Origin of the sequence: Bifidobacterium minimum (assembly GCF_000741645.1) — a bacterium.
GTDB lineage: Bacteria > Actinomycetota > Actinomycetes > Actinomycetales > Bifidobacteriaceae > Bifidobacterium > Bifidobacterium minimum.
The window spans coordinates 454,533-471,104 of sequence record NZ_JGZD01000009.1 but is presented as its reverse complement, the minus strand read 5'-3'; the positions used below and the strand labels follow the sequence as shown (position 1 = coordinate 471,104).

General features: G+C 64.8%; 10 protein-coding genes, 1 pseudogene and 1 riboswitch. Of the genes and pseudogenes, 4 read left to right on the top strand and 7 right to left on the bottom strand.

Features of this window, described 5'->3' with window-relative positions; translation table 11 throughout:
• The first annotated feature begins 12 nt into the window (after positions 1-12).
• Together BMIN_RS05720 and BMIN_RS05715 are read left to right on the top strand one after the other, a co-directional pair.
• Complete coding sequence (locus BMIN_RS05720; RefSeq protein WP_026647296.1) at positions 13-2,223, top strand: hypothetical protein; 2,211 nt, start codon at positions 13-15, stop codon at positions 2,221-2,223.
• Positions 2,224-2,338: 115 nt separating this feature from the next.
• The gene (locus BMIN_RS05715; RefSeq protein WP_162138745.1) at positions 2,339-3,145 is read left to right on the top strand and encodes an ATP-binding cassette domain-containing protein; all 807 of its coding nucleotides are present in this window, start codon (positions 2,339-2,341) and stop codon (positions 3,143-3,145) included.
• Between the two features lie 106 nt (positions 3,146-3,251).
• On the opposite strand, the gene BMIN_RS05710 is transcribed toward BMIN_RS05715, so the two are convergent.
• The 3 genes from BMIN_RS05710 to BMIN_RS05700 form a co-directional block, all read right to left on the bottom strand.
• Positions 3,252-4,445, bottom strand: coding sequence for a pyridoxal phosphate-dependent aminotransferase (locus BMIN_RS05710; protein WP_022860524.1), 1,194 nt, complete (start codon positions 4,443-4,445; stop codon positions 3,252-3,254).
• A gap of 5 nt (positions 4,446-4,450) precedes the next feature.
• Positions 4,451-5,218, bottom strand: coding sequence for a polyphosphate--glucose phosphotransferase (ppgK, locus tag BMIN_RS05705; RefSeq protein ID WP_022860523.1), 768 nt, complete (start codon positions 5,216-5,218; stop codon positions 4,451-4,453).
• Positions 5,219-5,332: 114 nt separating this feature from the next.
• The gene (locus BMIN_RS05700) at positions 5,333-6,358 is read right to left on the bottom strand and encodes a glycosyltransferase (protein ID WP_152595196.1); all 1,026 of its coding nucleotides are present in this window, start codon (positions 6,356-6,358) and stop codon (positions 5,333-5,335) included.
• Positions 6,359-6,520: 162 nt separating this feature from the next.
• Positions 6,521-6,671: riboswitch (FMN riboswitch) on the top strand.
• 6 nt (positions 6,672-6,677) lie between these two features.
• Between BMIN_RS05700 and BMIN_RS05695 the strand changes: the two are divergent.
• Positions 6,678-7,293 (top strand): annotated as a pseudogene (locus tag BMIN_RS05695) (ECF transporter S component).
• A complete protein-coding gene (locus tag BMIN_RS05690; RefSeq protein WP_022860520.1) occupies positions 7,280-9,685 on the top strand; it encodes an energy-coupling factor transporter ATPase in 2,406 nt (801 codons plus the stop codon). The pseudogene BMIN_RS05695 and the gene BMIN_RS05690 overlap by 14 nt, the downstream one beginning before the upstream one ends.
• Here the strand turns inward: BMIN_RS05690 and BMIN_RS05685 are convergent.
• The 4 genes from BMIN_RS05685 to aspS are packed head-to-tail and all read right to left on the bottom strand — an operon-like array spanning position 9,682 to position 16,564.
• Positions 9,682-11,124, bottom strand: coding sequence for a replication-associated recombination protein A (locus BMIN_RS05685; RefSeq protein ID WP_022860519.1), 1,443 nt, complete (start codon positions 11,122-11,124; stop codon positions 9,682-9,684). The two genes, BMIN_RS05690 and BMIN_RS05685, sit on opposite strands and share 4 nt — an antisense overlap.
• Before the next feature lie 10 nt (positions 11,125-11,134).
• Entirely contained in the window at positions 11,135-13,729 is a 2,595-nt protein-coding gene (locus tag BMIN_RS05680; RefSeq protein ID WP_026647292.1) for a DEAD/DEAH box helicase, read from the bottom strand.
• Between the two features lie 19 nt (positions 13,730-13,748).
• A complete protein-coding gene (locus BMIN_RS05675) occupies positions 13,749-14,756 on the bottom strand; it encodes a PPK2 family polyphosphate kinase (protein ID WP_022860517.1) in 1,008 nt (335 codons plus the stop codon).
• 8 nt (positions 14,757-14,764) lie between these two features.
• A complete protein-coding gene (gene aspS, locus BMIN_RS05670; protein ID WP_022860516.1) occupies positions 14,765-16,564 on the bottom strand; it encodes an aspartate--tRNA ligase in 1,800 nt (599 codons plus the stop codon).
• Between the last annotated feature and the right edge of the window lie 8 nt (positions 16,565-16,572).

The window sequence follows — 16,572 nt, the reverse complement described above, 5'->3', positions numbered from 1 at the left end:
AATAACGGTGTGATGACCTCCCCCAACAGCCGGATCCGACGGCGCGGAACCATGATGGCCGTCGCCCTTGTGGCGGCGTCCATACTGGTTCTGGAGATCGGCGTGTTCAACCTCCCCTTCTGGAGCACCCTGTCGGCGAGCACGGACAGCACCTCCGCCGCGAACACGCTGGGGCCGGGGTTGTCGCGGCTGGATTCGGGACTGCTTCAGGTGACCGACCCGACTACCGCATGGATGGACGTCTCCGCCGACGGCTCGTCATCCTATGCCCGGATCGACCCCGTCTCATCAACGTCGGCGACCGGACGGTCCGTCTCGGAACGCCGGATGCGTCCGGTGCCGTCCACCGTTCATGTCCGTCTCGACTCCGACGGACACGCCGGCCGGACACGGTCGATCGACGTGGACGTTCCCCGCTCCCTCTATCTGCGCACCACGGCGACCGCGACCATCCGCCTCTGGGTGCAGGAACCCAAGGGGACGCTGCTGCCGGTATCGGCGCTGAGAGCGAACGTCCACGTTCCCTTCCAGATAAGCGTCACGCGTGTTCTGGCCATGACCGCGCTGGGGCTGCTGCTCATCGCGTGGAGGCCGGGATCGTCGTGGTGGACGATCGAGCTCGATCTGAGCCGCCGCCGTCAGCGGGCGGTTCTCGTGGGGTCGTGGATGGCGCTTGGCGTGGGATGCGCCGCGTACGTCATCCCCCAGCTGATCTCGCCGGGATCTCTCTCGTTCCACGCGCCGGGGAACTACACCTATGACTTCAACCAGTACGGCCATGTCGCCGAAGCCCTGTCGCAGGGCCACACATGGCTCGATCTTCCCGTTCCGCAGGAGCTCGCCTCGAGCGCGAACCCCTATGACCCGATAGAGCGCGAGCGCCTGCTGAGGGAAGGGGTGACGCCGATCTACTGGGACTATGCCTTCCATGACGGCCGGTGGTATTCCTATTTCGGAGTCCTTCCGGCCGTGGCCCTCTTCCTCCCCTACCATCTCGTCTCCCGTCTGTGGGTGTCCGGCGGGGCGACGATGCCACCATCATGTGCGGTGGCCCTCCTTCTCACGGTTTTCGTCATCCTCGACAGCGCCCTCGTTCTCCTTCTCATCCGCCGCATACGGCCGCACGTCTCGCTGGCCATCGCCTCCATGGCCGTCACCGTCAGCGTTCTCGGGGCCGGCGCGGCCTATCTGGCGTACCAGCGCGACTTCTATTCCGTTCCCGTGGTATTCTCCCTCGCTCTGAGCGCGGCTGGCCTCATCCTGTGGCTGACGGCGGAAACCGACGGAACGGGCCGATGGGTGGCGCGCTGGGGCACCGCACCAGGTGTCAGCATTCCTCGGATCGCGGCCGGATCCCTGCTTATGGCCGCCAATCTGGGGAGTCGACCCTCGTTCATCATGCTGTCACTGCTGGCGATTCCCATCTTCCATCGCCAGTTGTCCCAGATCATCGCCACGACCATACGGCCTCATGCCGGGCACGCCGTTCGCGGACTGCTGACCGCGGCCGGCGTGAGCATCCTTCCCGCGGCGATTGTTGTAGCACCCCTGCTCTGGTACAACCGGATACGATTCGGTTCCCTCTTCGACTTCGGAGTGGACTATCAGATCACCGTCGTGGACATGACCGCTTACAGCACTCCTGCGGCGAACATCCTTCCCATGATGGGCTACTACCTCGCGCTTCCCTTCCATACGATCGACTCGTTCCCCTGGCTGGCCACATCCCCCACCCCTCTGACGCACTGGAGCTATACCGAACCATTGACGATGGGCCTGTTCGTGTCCTGTCCGCTCGTCGCGCTGTCCCTGGCCGCTCCCCTGATGCGCCGCCGATGGCGAGGGACGGGAATGTGGCCCGTTCTCGCGTCATGCACGGCGCTGGGCCTGATGATGATGACGCTCGACACGATCAAGGGCGGTCTGGGATGGCGGTACATGTCCGACTTCGGATGGATCCTCTCCATCCCGGCCGTATGCGTGCTCGCATGGCTGCTTCCGGCGCCGCCACCATCCAGCCTGCCGGCGCCGGACAAGACGGGGCGGTCGATCACACGACGGATCCTGACCATCACGATGCGGACGGTACTGCTCATGGTGCTCTTCTGGACCATTCTGGCGGCGGTGTCCTCGATGCTGGTGATCGGACGCGACAACGCGCTGATACGTTCGGATCCCATGCTGTTCCACACGGTGCAGTCATGGTTCCTGCCGTGGCTGTGACCCGTCCGCGGCCCGGATGTGATCCCGACCCGGATGTGAACCGTCATGGACATGACCCGTCGTGACCATGACCCGTCGCGGCCATGGATCCAGAGGGACCGCATACTATGGAGCCATGCGTGTTCCTCGGTTTCCCTTCCTCCGGCGCGGAGACGTCCCACGCTCCCGTCAGGCGCTGACCATCGGCCTACGCGACGTCGACTACTCCTATCCCGACGGCACCCATGCCCTGACGATGCCCTCCTGCGACATATCCTCCCCGGTCACCGTCGTCGTGGGTCTGAACGGATCGGGGAAGACCACGCTTCTGCGGCTTATCGCGGGTGAACTCTCCCCCACACGGGGAACGCTCACCGTCACCACGGCCGATGGATCGCATTCATGGTCGACCTCGGGAAAACGGAACAGGCGCGTTCCGGACTCCATCGTCTCATCGACGAGGACCATCACGATCCCTGCCCGTCGTGATCCGACCGTGGCGGACACGGTATCGGCGTCCGTCCGCGACGGTCACGGCAAAGGCTCGAACACGCTCGCGAGAACGGCCGACCTGCTGGCCGTCTGCCATCTGAGCGGCCACGGAGCGGCGGCCGTATCGTCCCTGGACTCCCTGCACTCGCATCTGCTGTCACTCGCGACGGCGCTGGCACACGATCCGTGGCTCATCGTGGCCGACGAACCGACCCGGGGCCTGGAGGGGCCGCAGGTGAGGGAGGTCGCGGATGTCCTGCTGCGCTGCGGGGCGCAGATCGTCCTCTCGACCCATGACATGACGTTCGCCACCCTTATGGCCGACGGCCATCCCACGTTCGAGGCGCTGGTGCTTGACCGCGGCGCTCTGGCCGCCCAATGCCCCCTGTCCGAAGGAGTGCGTCGGTACGACGCCCTGATCGACGCGGCGCTGAACGGCCGCGCACGCTGAACGGCCGTGCACAGGGGACGGGTCATGATTCCGGATTGCATGATTCCGGATTGCATGATTCCGAGTCGGTTGTCGTCAGACCCATGACCCTATGACGTCAGGTCGCCTATGACGTCAGGTCGTTGACGACGCCAGTCACCGCCCTGACCCCGTCGAGGAAGACGTCCGGCTCCGGCAGCAGCGACAGGGCCAGATAGCCGTTCCCCGGCATGTCAAAGAAGTATCCCGGCTGCCCCGTCAGGCCATGGTCGCGGATAAGAGTGAGCACGACGTCGTCCTCATCGACAGTCGCGGGCATCCTCAGCAGGACGTTCCATCCTCCCTCGGGCCTGAGCAGCGACAGAAGACAGCCCGGAGTCTCAGCAAGCGTCCGCTTCAACGCCTCAAGATTCGCTTTTGTTCTGAGGGAGACCCTCCCGACCTGCTCGGGAATCGACTCCACCAATTGCGGAACCCTGCCCGCCACGCACGATCCCATCGGAAGGAAGTCATCGGCGATGCGATCCAGCAGCCGCATGGCGTCGTCCACATCCCCGCGCGGACCGGACACCTCGATCCATCCGACCTTGGCATGCGGCGCCGCCAGACTCTTGGACAGTCCATCAAGCGCGAAGGTCAGCACCTCCCCGCATCCCGCCAGACGGCATCGGCCCGGAAGCGGCTCAAGAGGATAGGGATAGAACACCTCATCCGCGATCAGCGCCACGCCATGGCGACGGCACAGCGCGACCACGGCGTCGCGTTCGGGCTCATGGATGAACGATCCGGTGGGATTGTTGGGATTGATCATGACGATCGCGCGTATGCGATGGCCCTCGGGTCCGCTTAGCCGTCTCTCGACGTCCCCGATGTCCACGGTCCACGAGCCGTCGTATCGAAGGTGATAGGGCTCGACCCGCACTCCCGTGAGGGTGGCAAGGGATTCGATGAGGGGATAGCCCGGACGGGGAGCCAGAATGGCGTCGTTCCGATCGCACAGCAGCATGAACAGCCATGCATACGCCTGGGACGTGGAATCCATGAGGTACACATGATCCGCATCGACGCGGTGCCCGCCCTGACGTCGGGACAGCAGGGACGCCACGGCCTCCCTGGCGGGCCGGGGACCACGGGGATCGGCCTCATAGACGCCCGGAAGAACATCGGGGGCCAGACCATGCCGCGTCGGATTGGAATCGTTCAGACTGCGAAGAACACGTCCCCCCGCGCGCGCCCGCCTCTCGGCGCGCGCGATGGCGTTGGGGGTGTCCCGTCCCATCCGCGAGGAGAAGGTGATGGGGCGGGAGACCGACGAGTCCATGGAATTCAGTGCGCCTTCGTCGTGGCGTAGTAGGCGGCTCCGATGATGCCGGCGTCGTTATGCAGAGTGGCCGCGACTATCGGCGTCGCGATGTCCACATACGGAAGGAACTTCTCGCTGACCCGGCTGACTCCGCCGCCAACGACGAAAAGATCGGGATTGAGATACTTCTCCAGAAGACCGTAGTACTTCGTCAGGCGCTTGGCCCACTTCTTGTAGCTCATGCCCTCCCTGTCGCGCACCGAGGAGGCCGCGTACTTCTCGGCGTCCCCCTTGCCGTCGGGAAGCTCGATATGGCCGAGCTCGGTGTTCGGAATGAGCACTCCGTTGTAGATCAGCGCCGTCCCGATGCCCGTCCCCTGCGTCGTGGCGACGACCAGCCCCTTCTGCCCCTTCGCCGCGCCGAACTGCTGCTCCGCTATTCCCGCGGCGTCCGCGTCGTTCACCACCGTCACCGGTCTTCCGCACGCCTCCGAGAAAACCGCCGTCACGTCGACGCCGATCCACGATTTATCCAGATTGGCCATGAAATTCAACGGTTTCCCGGGCTTGATGGGAGCCGGGAAAGCGATTCCCACGGGAGTCTCGGCCGGAACCTCGAAATGCTCAAGCTGCTGCCGGACGATCTGCGCCACGGCCTCGGGCGTCGACTCCTCCGGAGTGGCGATCTTCAGACGCGGCTGCGCGAACTCCCCCTTGCCGAGATCGACCGGAGCGGCCTTGATCCCGGAACCCCCAATATCGACGCCGAACGCCTGTGCTGTCTCAATCATCATCGACCTTTCCCCGAGATGTTTGCGTGTCGTACCCATGCCGTCAGACGGTACCGTGACATTGTAACGCGGATGGCGCGCGCGTCATCCCGCCGTCACGGACCGTGGCACGGGTCAATCGCCAAGGGGAGGCATCGGACTCCAGGAACCGTCGCGCAGAATCGATCGCGAGTCCCGCCATCCGGCGAGAAGACGTCCGATCCCCGTCCATACGTGAGAACGGTCGACGGCCACCAGACGGATGAGCTCCTTGGCGAAGGTGGCTACGGTGCCGACGGCGAACAGGAACGGCCGGAAATCACCGTGAACCATGAAGTATCGGGCCATGTAGCCACGATTGCGCATGATGTGGTACCTGTTCATATCCGACGTGGAATTGAGCTGACGGACGCCCGCGATGTCCCAGTTGCCGATCTCACGGGTGCGCCGGAGGATCATGTCGGGGATGATGATGGGCGTGGCGACCTTGCTGGCCAGATAGCCATAGACCGTGTCATCCCAATAGATGAAGAACCGGGGATCGGGCAGTCCGATCCGTGAGACGACGCGTCGGCGGAACAGCCCCCCTTCGAAGCACAGCGTGTCCATCACGCGGTATCCGGCGGGGCCGAAGGCCGACGGGGCTATGGGATTGGGGATTCCCAGGGGAACGAGGAAGTCATACTGCCAGTAGAACGGCCCTCCGTCATAGTCGTACCGGCTTCCCTGGATGACGTCGTGGGATCGGGTCCATGGAGCCAGTCTCTCGATGGCGTCGGGCAGGACGGCCACGTCGTCGTCCATAACCCAGAACCATTCGGCGCCAAGACCGTAGGCCAGACCGACGCCCGCCGAGAATCCCCCCGCGCCGCCTCGGTTCTCGGACTGCGGGGCGTACACGACACGGCCGTGCGCTCCACTGGCATCGGCATCGGCGTCACCCCACAGCTGCGCCACCCGCTCCCGGAACGCATCTACCATGCGTTCCGTCTCGGGGCTGTTCTCGTTGTCGACGATGACGATCCTCCATACGGGAACCGTCAGCCGCTCGATCGAGTCCAGCAACGTGGACAGAAGCTCCTGCCGCTTATAGGTGACGACCACCATCGCCAGCCGTTCGATAGGGGCATCCTTGGTGGCCGATTCGCGTGGGTTGGCCATATCGGTATCAGAGCTCATACGTCCATTGTCGCACCGGCTGGGACAGACGGGAATGAGCCCATCCGCCGCCGAGTCCCGCCGCCGCACCACCGAACTCTCCGGCATCGGGCGCCTTCTGGGAACGGCCTTGCGGGCCATCGCCGTTGGGTGTATAGATGATCCTGCAAGTTTCAGGGAAGGTGAAAATCCTTACTGGCGGTGGCGCATATTCGATGATGTCGATTCCCTGCGAAGCCCGCGACCCGTCGAAGGACGGTTGATCCCGGTCGAAGTCCGGAGCCAACGGTTACAGTCCGGATGAAAGAAACGAGGCTCTTCCATGAGCACATTCAATCATGCCTCCAACACGACGCATTCCAGCAGCCACTCAACGGACGGGACCGAATCCCCCCACGGGACGGGCGTTTCGGATTCGGGACGCTGGTCCACGCGTCTCATCGCCGTATACGCGCTTTTCGTCGCCTTGGCCATGGCACTCAGCCTTCGTCGAGTTCCCCCTCATGCCCGCGGCACCATGGCTCAAATACGACCCCTCCGGCATCGTCTGCCTCATCGCCGGATTCATCTTCGGCCCTTCGGCGGCGGCCATCGTAAGCGTTCTGGGATTCGCACCCCATCTCCTCACCAATCCGTGGGGTACGGTGATGGCGGTCGCCGTGGCTCTGGCCCTGAGCGTCCCGGCATCACTTATCTACCGCCGGATGCACACGCGCAAGGGCGCGGCTCTGGCGCTTGTCGTCGGATCCGTCGCCGCGCTCGCCGTGGCCATCCTCGGCAATCTGCTGATCACTCCCATCTATGCCAAGATGAGCGTCGCCGCGGTCGCCGCGATGATCGTTCCGGTACTTCTTCCCTTCAATGTCCTCAAATTCGCCCTGCATAGCGTGGTGACGTTCCTGATATACAAACCGGTGTCGAATCTTGTCCAACGCTGAGAACGCACTGACCCTCGCCCGAGTCCGTCTCAGCTATGATGCGGGACGGACCTGGGCCGTCGATGGCGTCGATCTGTCCATCACCCGTGGACAGAGGATCTGTCTGGTGGGGCCCAACGGGTCGGGGAAGTCCACGCTGGCCCGGATCATGTCCGGGCTGGCGGCCCCCGACGAAGGCGTGGTCACGCTTCTGGGGCTGACGGTCCGTGATCATGACGGCGTCCATCCTGAACGCTATCGGCGGGCGCGCCGCTCCATTGGCGCGGTTTTCCAGAATCCGGAGGATCAGATCGTCACGACGGTCGTCGCCGATGACGTGGCCTTCGGCCCGGAGAATCTGGCCATGCCTCGTTCCGTCATGGGAACGAGGGTAGACTCCGCACTTGCCGCAGTGGGGCTGTCCGGGCATGAGGCGTCGGATCCCACCCGCATGAGCGGAGGCCAGCAGCAGCGCGTGGCCATCGCGGGAACCCTGTCGATGGGCCCCGACATGATCGTGTTCGACGAGCCCACGGCCATGCTTGACGTCGATTCACGCCGATCGGTCCTCCGCATCCTCGATTCCCTCCAGAAGCGCGGGACGACCATCATCCACGTCACCCACCATCACGATGAGACCCGCCATGCCGATCGCGTCATACGCATGGAGCACGGCCGCATCGTGTCCGATTCGCCACCCGGCGAGGACGACCGGAACGCCGCCGGCGACACCAGTGACGTTGGAGACGTTGGAGACGTTGGAGAAGCCGGAGAAGCCGGCGACGTTGGATGCGCTCCGAAGACGCGCATTCATTCCTGTTCATGCGGCGGGCGTTCATGCGGCGGGACCCAGGCAAAAGACGTCCAGGCGAAAGACGCGGGGCACGGCGCCGGAACGCCTGACACCAGGACATCAGACACCGGAACATCAGACACCGGGACGCATGATGACGAGCCGCTTGTCTTCGCCCGCCATCTGTGCCTGAGATACAGGGACACCGGCCGGGTGGTCCTCCACGATGTTGATCTGGACGTCCACGCCGGCGAGCGCGTCGCCGTGACCGGCCCCAACGGCTCGGGCAAGACGACTCTGGCACGGCTGATCTGCGGCTTCGGCCGCGCTGCGAGCTCGGGAACGCTGATGGTGACCGGTCATGACATGACCCGAAAGAGATCACGACGAAGCCGTTCGCTGCGCCGGGACGTGGGATTCGTCATGCAGCATCCGGAACGCCAGCTGTTCGCCGACACCGTCCGGGACGACGTGGCGTACGGTCCGCGCAATCAGGGCCTTCCCCCGGCTGAGGTCGCCGACCGCGTCGACGAGGCGCTCGCAATGATGGGCGTGTCATCCCTGGCGGACCGTTCGCCATTCGCGTTGTCCGGCGGACAGCAGCGTCTGGTCGCCATCGCCGGCATCATCGCATCCCGGCCCCGGGTCCTGGTGTTGGACGAGCCCACCGCCGGGCTGGACCGCATCGCCGTCGCCCGCGTGGAGAATCTTCTGGACATGATGTCGGAAAACGGCGTAGCGGTCATCCTCATCACCCACGAGAGAAGCCAGATCCGCAAGGCGTCCCGCGTCGTGACCCTCCCCGGCAACGAGGGAGCCACCGGCGGGAGCGGCCGGAACCCCTCGCATAACCGTCCGGCACCATTGGAACGCATGGATTCCCGGGTCAAGCTTCTCAGCGCGTTGCCCCTGATGTTCACCGCATTCTCCATCACCAACCCCATGCAGCTGGCGCTGACGACCGTGCTGACCGCTCTGCTCGTCACCCTGTCGGGTGTTCCGGCGCGCCGGCTGGGTCGTTCGATCCGCGCTTTTCTCGTCCTGTTTGCGGTCACCGGACTGCTCAATGTGCTTGTGATCAGGACGGGGACGACGCTGCTGGCATGGGGACCGCTTGTCGTCACGGATGAGGGATTGCGCACGGCGGTCCTGTACTCATGCCGTTTCGCGCTGGTGATCGTGATCGGGGCCCTTGTCCTTCTGACGACCACGCCCACGCGCATCACCGACGCTGTGGGATCCCTGCTGTCGCCTTGGAAACGCCTCGGCATCCATACGGACGCCCTGGCCCTGGTTCTCAGTCTCGCATTGCGTTTTCTACCCACGCTGGGCGAGGAAACGCGTTCGATCATCGACGCCCAGTCCGCGCGCGGCGGGGATGTGGGATCCGGAAGCCCGGGCCGGCGCATCCGGGCGCTCGTCGCCATCACGATACCCGTTTTCGCCGGGACCCTACGGCATGCCGACAACCTCAGTCTGGCGCTTGACGCACGCTGCTACGAGGCCGATGGGAAACGCACCCATTGGCGGGCGATGTCCATCGGGGCCATGGACGTCGTGGCGATTATCGTCAGCGTCCTGTACGTGATCGCGCTGATCGTTCTGGGAGTCGCCTTCTAGTCGGATTCCGGGTCGGTCCCGTCCCCATCCCGGCTGGACTGCGCGGATCCGTCGGCCCGCGGCTCCGGTACCGTCCCGGATCGAGGCGCCGTCCCGGATCGAGGCGCCGACGCCAGAATGGCCCGTATGGCGTCCAATCGCGGTCCCACCTCGCGTTCGTATCCGCGGTTGTTGGGGTGATAGTATTCGGTCCCCACCAGATCGTCGGGCATATACTGCTGTGCGGCCACGGCGTCGGGCGCGTCATGCGCGTAGACATAGCCCTGATGGTTTCCCCAACTCGCCATCAGGGCCGTCGGCGCATTGCGCAGATGCCGTGGAACGGGACCGATGCGACCGGAGTCGACATCCGCCAGCGCCTTGTTGATGGCCTCGTAGCTCGCATTGGACTTGGGCGCCGTGGCCACGGCGATCACCGCCTCGGAGAGGATGATCCGCGCCTCCGGCATGCCGACCAGAGCGACCGCCTGCGCCGCGGCCACGGTGACCTGAAGAATCTGCGGTGCGGCCATGCCGACCTCCTCCGCGGAGGCGATCATAATCCTTCGGGCGATGAACCTCGGGTCCTCCCCCGCCCGCAGCATGCGCGCCAGATAATGCAGCGACGCGTCCACGTCCGATCCCCTCATGGATTTGATGAAGGCCGACGCCACATCGTAGTGATCGTCGCCGTCGCGGTCGTACCTCACCGTGGCGACGTCCATGACGCGTCCCACCACGCCGACGTCGATCACGGGCTTGTCGGGGTCCACCCCATTGGCGGCCGCCTCGAGAATCGTCAGCGCCTTCCGCGCATCCCCGGACGACATGCGCACGATCTCATCGACGGCATCGTCGTCGACGGACACCTTCGAGTCGAGACCCCGCTCGTCGACGACCGCCCGCAGGACAAGCGAACGCAGATCGTCGGCACCCAGCGAGTCCAGCCGCACGACCACCGACCTGCTCAGAAGCGCCGCGATAACCGAGAAGCTGGGATTCTCCGTCGTCGCCCCGATGAAGGTGACGTCACGGTTCTCCACGCTGGGCAGAAGGGCGTCCTGCTGTGATTTCGAGAACCGATGGACCTCGTCGATGAACAGCACCGTCTCACGCCCGCTGGTGACCAGACGCTCATGGGCGCGCTGCAGCACCGAGCGGACATCCCTGACCCCCGACGTCACCGCCGACAGCTCCTCGAAGACGCGGCCCGACTGACGCGCGACGATATTCGCCAGCGTGGTCTTTCCCACGCCCGGGGGGCCATACAGCAGAACGGACGTCGGGGACGTCAGAGATCCGGCCGACGCCGGGTCGGCCAGCCCGCGCAATGGGGATCCCTGCGCCAGAGCACGATCCTGCCCCACGACCTCATCAAGGGTGCGGGGACGCATGCGCACGGCCAGCGGTCTGGTCACCTCATCGTCCACGCCGCTCGCGGAGAACAGATCCTCGGTCATGGCACCCAGTCTAGTCGGACGCGTCGAACGTCTGTTCGATGTCATTGCCGACGGAATAGTCCACGAAAACCGCCTCGCCGCGCTCCTGGGTGGCATCGAGATCCACGCTCGCCGTGATCGCCCAGTCGCGGTCGCCGTCCGAGTCGTCGATCACCTGACGGACACGCCATCGATGATCCCGAGCCTCCGACGAATCGTCAAGGATGAACAGGGATCCTCCACGCGCCTTCGCGTCGGTGTTGACGTACTCATGCTCGTCGTAGTATGCGTCCAGAACCCTCTCCCACCTCTTGGGTCCGTATCCCCATGGCCCATCGAGTTCCCCGAGCTCGTCGGGGCGGTCGAGATCCATCAGCTGGACGCGCGAGAACAACGCGTTGCGAACGAGGACGATCACGCCACGCCGATCATGGACGACCTCCTGACGTCCATCGGGCGCCTTGACGCCCGCGCCGTCGGAGACCGACCCGGCCCCCTCCCACTCGTCCACAAGACTCGAATCAACGGACCTCACCACAACCCGCAGCCAGGACACGATGTCCCGCAGCCTGTCATCGTACTTCTCCTCGGGAACGGTGCGCGCCAGAGCGCGATAGGCGTCGGAGAGATACCGAAGGACCGTCCCTTCGGATCGCGCGATCCCGTAGCGGGATACATATCCGTTGAAGTCGGACGCCGTCTCGACCATGTCGCGCACCACGGATTTGGGCCTGAGCTCGTAGTCGGCGGCCCAGGGAACATCCGCCGTGTACATGGCGAACGCCTGATCGAGCAGGTCTGTCAGCGGCCGCGGATAGGTGATCTCCTGAAGACGCTCCATCCGCTCGTCGTAATCGATCCCCTCGGCCTTCATCGAGGCCATCGCCTGGTCACGGGCCTGCCTCTCCTGGGCGCGGAGCACCGGCCGAGGGTCCTCCAGCGTGGCCTCGGCCATGGACACGACATCCAAGGCATAGGTGGGGGACTCGGGGTCCAGCAGCTCCAGGCCGGCGACGAGGAACGGCGACAGCGGCTGGTCAAGGGCGAAGTTGTCGGGGACGTCCACCGAGAGCTCCCACTGCGGAGCGCCTCCCCCGCCGTCATGCCGTTCGATGAACCCGGAATCGGCCAGGGTCGAGAATATCTCCCGGGCACGGTCACGCAGACGCGCCCGGCGATCGGGCGTCGGGCACGCCCTGTCGATGAGATCGTCGAGACGCCCCTCGGCATCCCCACCCTGGGCGACCTCGTTGAGGACCATAGCATGGGTGACGATCATATGCGGGGTCAGGGTCTCGGGTGGAGCCGACACCAGCCTGTCCAACGTGTCCTTGTTCCACGTGACGAAACCCTCCTGGGGCTTCTTGCGCTTGATCCGGCGAAGCTTCCTGGGATCGTCGCCGGCCTTGGCCACGGCCCTCGCGTTCTCGATCTCATACTCCGGCGCCTCGGCGATGACGAGACCTTCGGTGTCGAATCCCATCCGCCCCGCCCGCCCTGCGATCTGGTGAAACTCACGCGAGCGAAGCCTGCGCATGCGGGTGCCGTCGAACTTCGTCAGAGCCGTGAGAACGACGGTGTGGATCGGCACGTTGATGCCCACCCCCAGGGTATCCGTGCCGCAGATCACCGGAAGCAGGCCGCGCTGGGCAAGCTGCTCGACCAGACGGCGATACCGGGGAAGCATTCCGGCATGGTGGATGCCCACCCCCGTGCGCAGAAGACGCTGGAGCGTCTTCCCGAAACCCGTGGTGAACCGCACCGCGCGCATGGCCTCGGTGATCGCGTCGCGCTGCTCCCTGCTGGACACCCCGCTGCCGGACAGCGCCTGCGCGGTCTCCAGCGCGGCATCCTGGGAGAAATGCACGATGTACACCGGCGTCTGACCCCTGCCCACCACAAGCTCGATGGTGGCCGCCAGAGGTTTGTCCGTGTACTCGTAGCCGAGAGGAACGGGGCGCGGCGCATCGTCGATGACGTCGACGTCGACGCCCGTGGAGTCCTCGAGAGCATCGGCGATGGCGTCGACGTTCCCCAGCGTGGCGCTCATGAGAAGGAACTGCGTCCGCGGCAATGTCAGAAGGGGAACCTGCCACGCCCATCCACGATCCGGGTCGCCGTAGTAATGGAACTCATCCATGGCCACGCAGCCGACGTCGGCGGACTCCCCCTCCCGCAGAGCCTGATTGGCTAGGATCTCCGCGGTGCAGCAGATGATCGGCGCATCGACGTTGATATGCGTGTCGCCCGTGATCATCCCGACGTTGTCGCGTCCGAAGACCCCCACCAGATCGAAGAACTTCTCCGACACCAACGCCTTGATCGGCGCCGTATAGTACGACCGCCGCCCGGTGCACATCGCCGCGAAATGCATGCCCAGGGCGACAAGCGACTTCCCGGACCCCGTGGGCGTGCCCAGGATGACGTGGTCGCCCGCGAGGATGTCAAGAATCGCCTCCTCCTGATGCGGCCAGGGATCGACGCCCTTCGTGTCCCGTACCCATTCGAAGAACCGTTCGTAGATCCCATCGGCGTCGAGCGGCCCCTCGCTCTCGCCGCGTCGGGGTATCCTCGCGTCAAGCCCCTGTGATGTGGACGCCTCTGGATTCGACACCGGTTCTCCCATCCTCGGCGAAGGCCGCATGCTACAGCGACAGCCTGGCCCGCGCCTCGTCCTCGTCGCAGGACAGCGCAGGCCATGTCAGATTCATCGTGGTGAAGGTCGTTCTCAACAGCTCCGACACCACGGCACGCGAGTACCAGCGCTTGTTGGCGGGAACGATGTACCACGGCGCGAAGGATGTGCTCGTCCTTTCGAACACCTCCTGCCACGCCTGCATGTAATCGTCCCACCTTTCGCGGGCATCCAGGTCGCTGACGTCGAACTTCCAGCGTTTCGTCGGGTCATCCAGCCTGTCGAGGAAACGGCCCTTCTGGAAATCGCGGTTGATGGTGAGGAATATCTTGATCACGGAGCAGCCGTCCGCCACCAGGGATCTCTCGAAATCGTTGACGATGTCGTACCGTTCGCGCCAGACACTTTCAGGCTGCGTTCCGTACACGCGCGGCATGATGATGTCCTCGTAGTGCGAGCGGTCGAACACCGCGACCCACCCATCACGAGGCAGCTCGCGTTTGATCCGCCACAGAAAGTCATGACGGAGCTCCTCCTCGCTGGGGGCGCCAAAACCATGGTAATGGATGCCCATGGGATCGCCCTGACGGAAGATATGACGCACGATCCCGCCCTTGCCCGACGCGTCCATTCCCTGAAGGATGATCAGAAGCCGCCTATGGGATCCCCTGACGCCATTGGCGTACATCAGTCCCATGAACCGCGATATCTCCCCGGAACTCAGATCGATGAACCGCTGTCCCTCGGCCTTGCCCGCGGGAAAGCCGGGAGTACCGTCCGCGGGGATGTCGACGAGACGGTCACCGGGGTGGAACATCACACGCTGCGCCGGCGGCAACGTCCACACGGAGCTGAGCAGCTCCGAGGATTTGACGGCAAGCGCGAGACGCTCGGCGACGCCCGTGCCATCGGAGGCTCGCTCGATGGCCCTGCCCGCGCCGTCAAGAGCCGCGTTCACGCGTCGGCGAACATCCTTGTCCGATTGTCCGTCACCGGAATCGAGCGGAATCATGGGCATGCCCTTCGTCAGTCCTCGTCCTCATCGGGATCGTAGTCGACGCCGGTCTCGGCGCGCTGCTGATCGGAAATCGGCGCCGGGGCCCCGGTGAGGGGATCACGACCGCCTCCGGCCTTGGGGAAGGCTATGACGTCACGGATGGAATCGGCGCCGGCGAGGATGGAGACGGTGCGGTCCCATCCGAGGGCGATACCCGCATGCGGCGGAGCGCCGTATTTGAAGGCCTCCAGCAGGAAACCGAACTTCTCCTGGGCCTCCGCCCTGTCGATCCCCAGAACGTCGAGCACACGGTCCTGGATGTCGTCGCGATGGATACGGACGGATCCTCCGCCCATCTCCTCGCCGTTGCAGACGATGTCGTACGAGTCGCTCATCGCATGCTCCGGATCCCTGTCGAAGGAGTCTATCCACTCGGCGGATGGCATGGTGAAGGGATGGTGCATGGACGTCCACTGCGAATGCCCCACCGCCACGTCGTCGTCATCCGGATCGTCCGTCCGCTTGAACAACGGGAAATCGACGACCCAGGTGAAGGCGAAGTCGTCGGGACGCAGCAGTCCGGCGCGACGGGCCAGCTCCACACGGACCGCACCGAGCAGCAGCTGCGAGGATTCGCGCGCTCCGGCGGCGAAGAACACCGCGTCACCGGGCTCGGCATGGACCGCCTCGCGCAGTCCGTCGCGTTCCTCCTGCGAAAGGTTCTTGGCCACCGGTCCCTTGAGCTCGCCATCCTCGGCGAAGATGACATATGCCAGCCCCTTGGCCCCACGCTGCCGCGCCCAGTCCTGCCAGGCGTCGAATTGGCGCCGCGGCGTCGCGGCCCCTCCCTTGAAGACGACCGCCCCGACGTAGGGCGCCTGAAACACGCGGAACGGCGTGTCATGGAAATATTCGGTCAGTTCCACCAGAGGATTGCCGAACCGCAGATCCGGTTTGTCCGACCCGTACAGATCCATCGCATCCTGCCAGGTGATCCGGGGGATCGGAAGCGTCACCTCATATCCACGAGAGGCCCAGATCGAGGCGATGACCTTCTCGGCCATCGCGATGACGTCCTCCTGCCCCACGTAGCTCATCTCCATGTCGAGCTGCGTGAACTCGGGCTGGCGATCGGCCCGGAAATCCTCGTCGCGATAGCAGCGCGCCAGCTGATAGTAGCGCTCCACGCCGCCGACCATGAGCAGCTGCTTGAGAAGCTGGGGGGACTGCGGAAGCGCATACCAGGAGCCCGGCACAAGACGAGCGGGAACGACGAAATCACGCGCGCCCTCCGGCGTGGATTTGATGAACGTCGGCGTCTCGACCTCGGTGAAGTCCATGTCTTCCAAAGCGTGCCGGGCGGCCTTCGTCATATCGGACCGGAGTTTGAGGTTGCGCTGCATGGAGGGTCGACGCAGATCCAGATAGCGGTACCGCAGGCGGACGTCCTCACCGGGAAGGCGGTTCTCGGACTCGTTCTCCAAGGCGGTGGAGACCTGGAACGGCAGCGCGTCGGCCTTGGCGAGAACGGTGAGGTTCTCTACGACGACCTCAATCCTCCCCGTGGCGAGATGGTCGTTCTCATTGCCATCCGGACGGGCGCGCACCTCGCCGACGACCTGGATGACGAACTCGCTGCGCAGCGGACGCGCGACCTCCTCGTCGTAGATCACGATCTGCACCAGACCGCTGGAGTCACGCAGATCGATGAACGCGACGCCACCATGGTCGCGACGCCTGTCGACCCAACCCGCGAGCGTCACCTTCCGGCCGATAAGCTCCTCGGTCACCTCGGTGGCATGGTGTGTTCTGTATGCCGTCTGGCCCATTGCCTTGC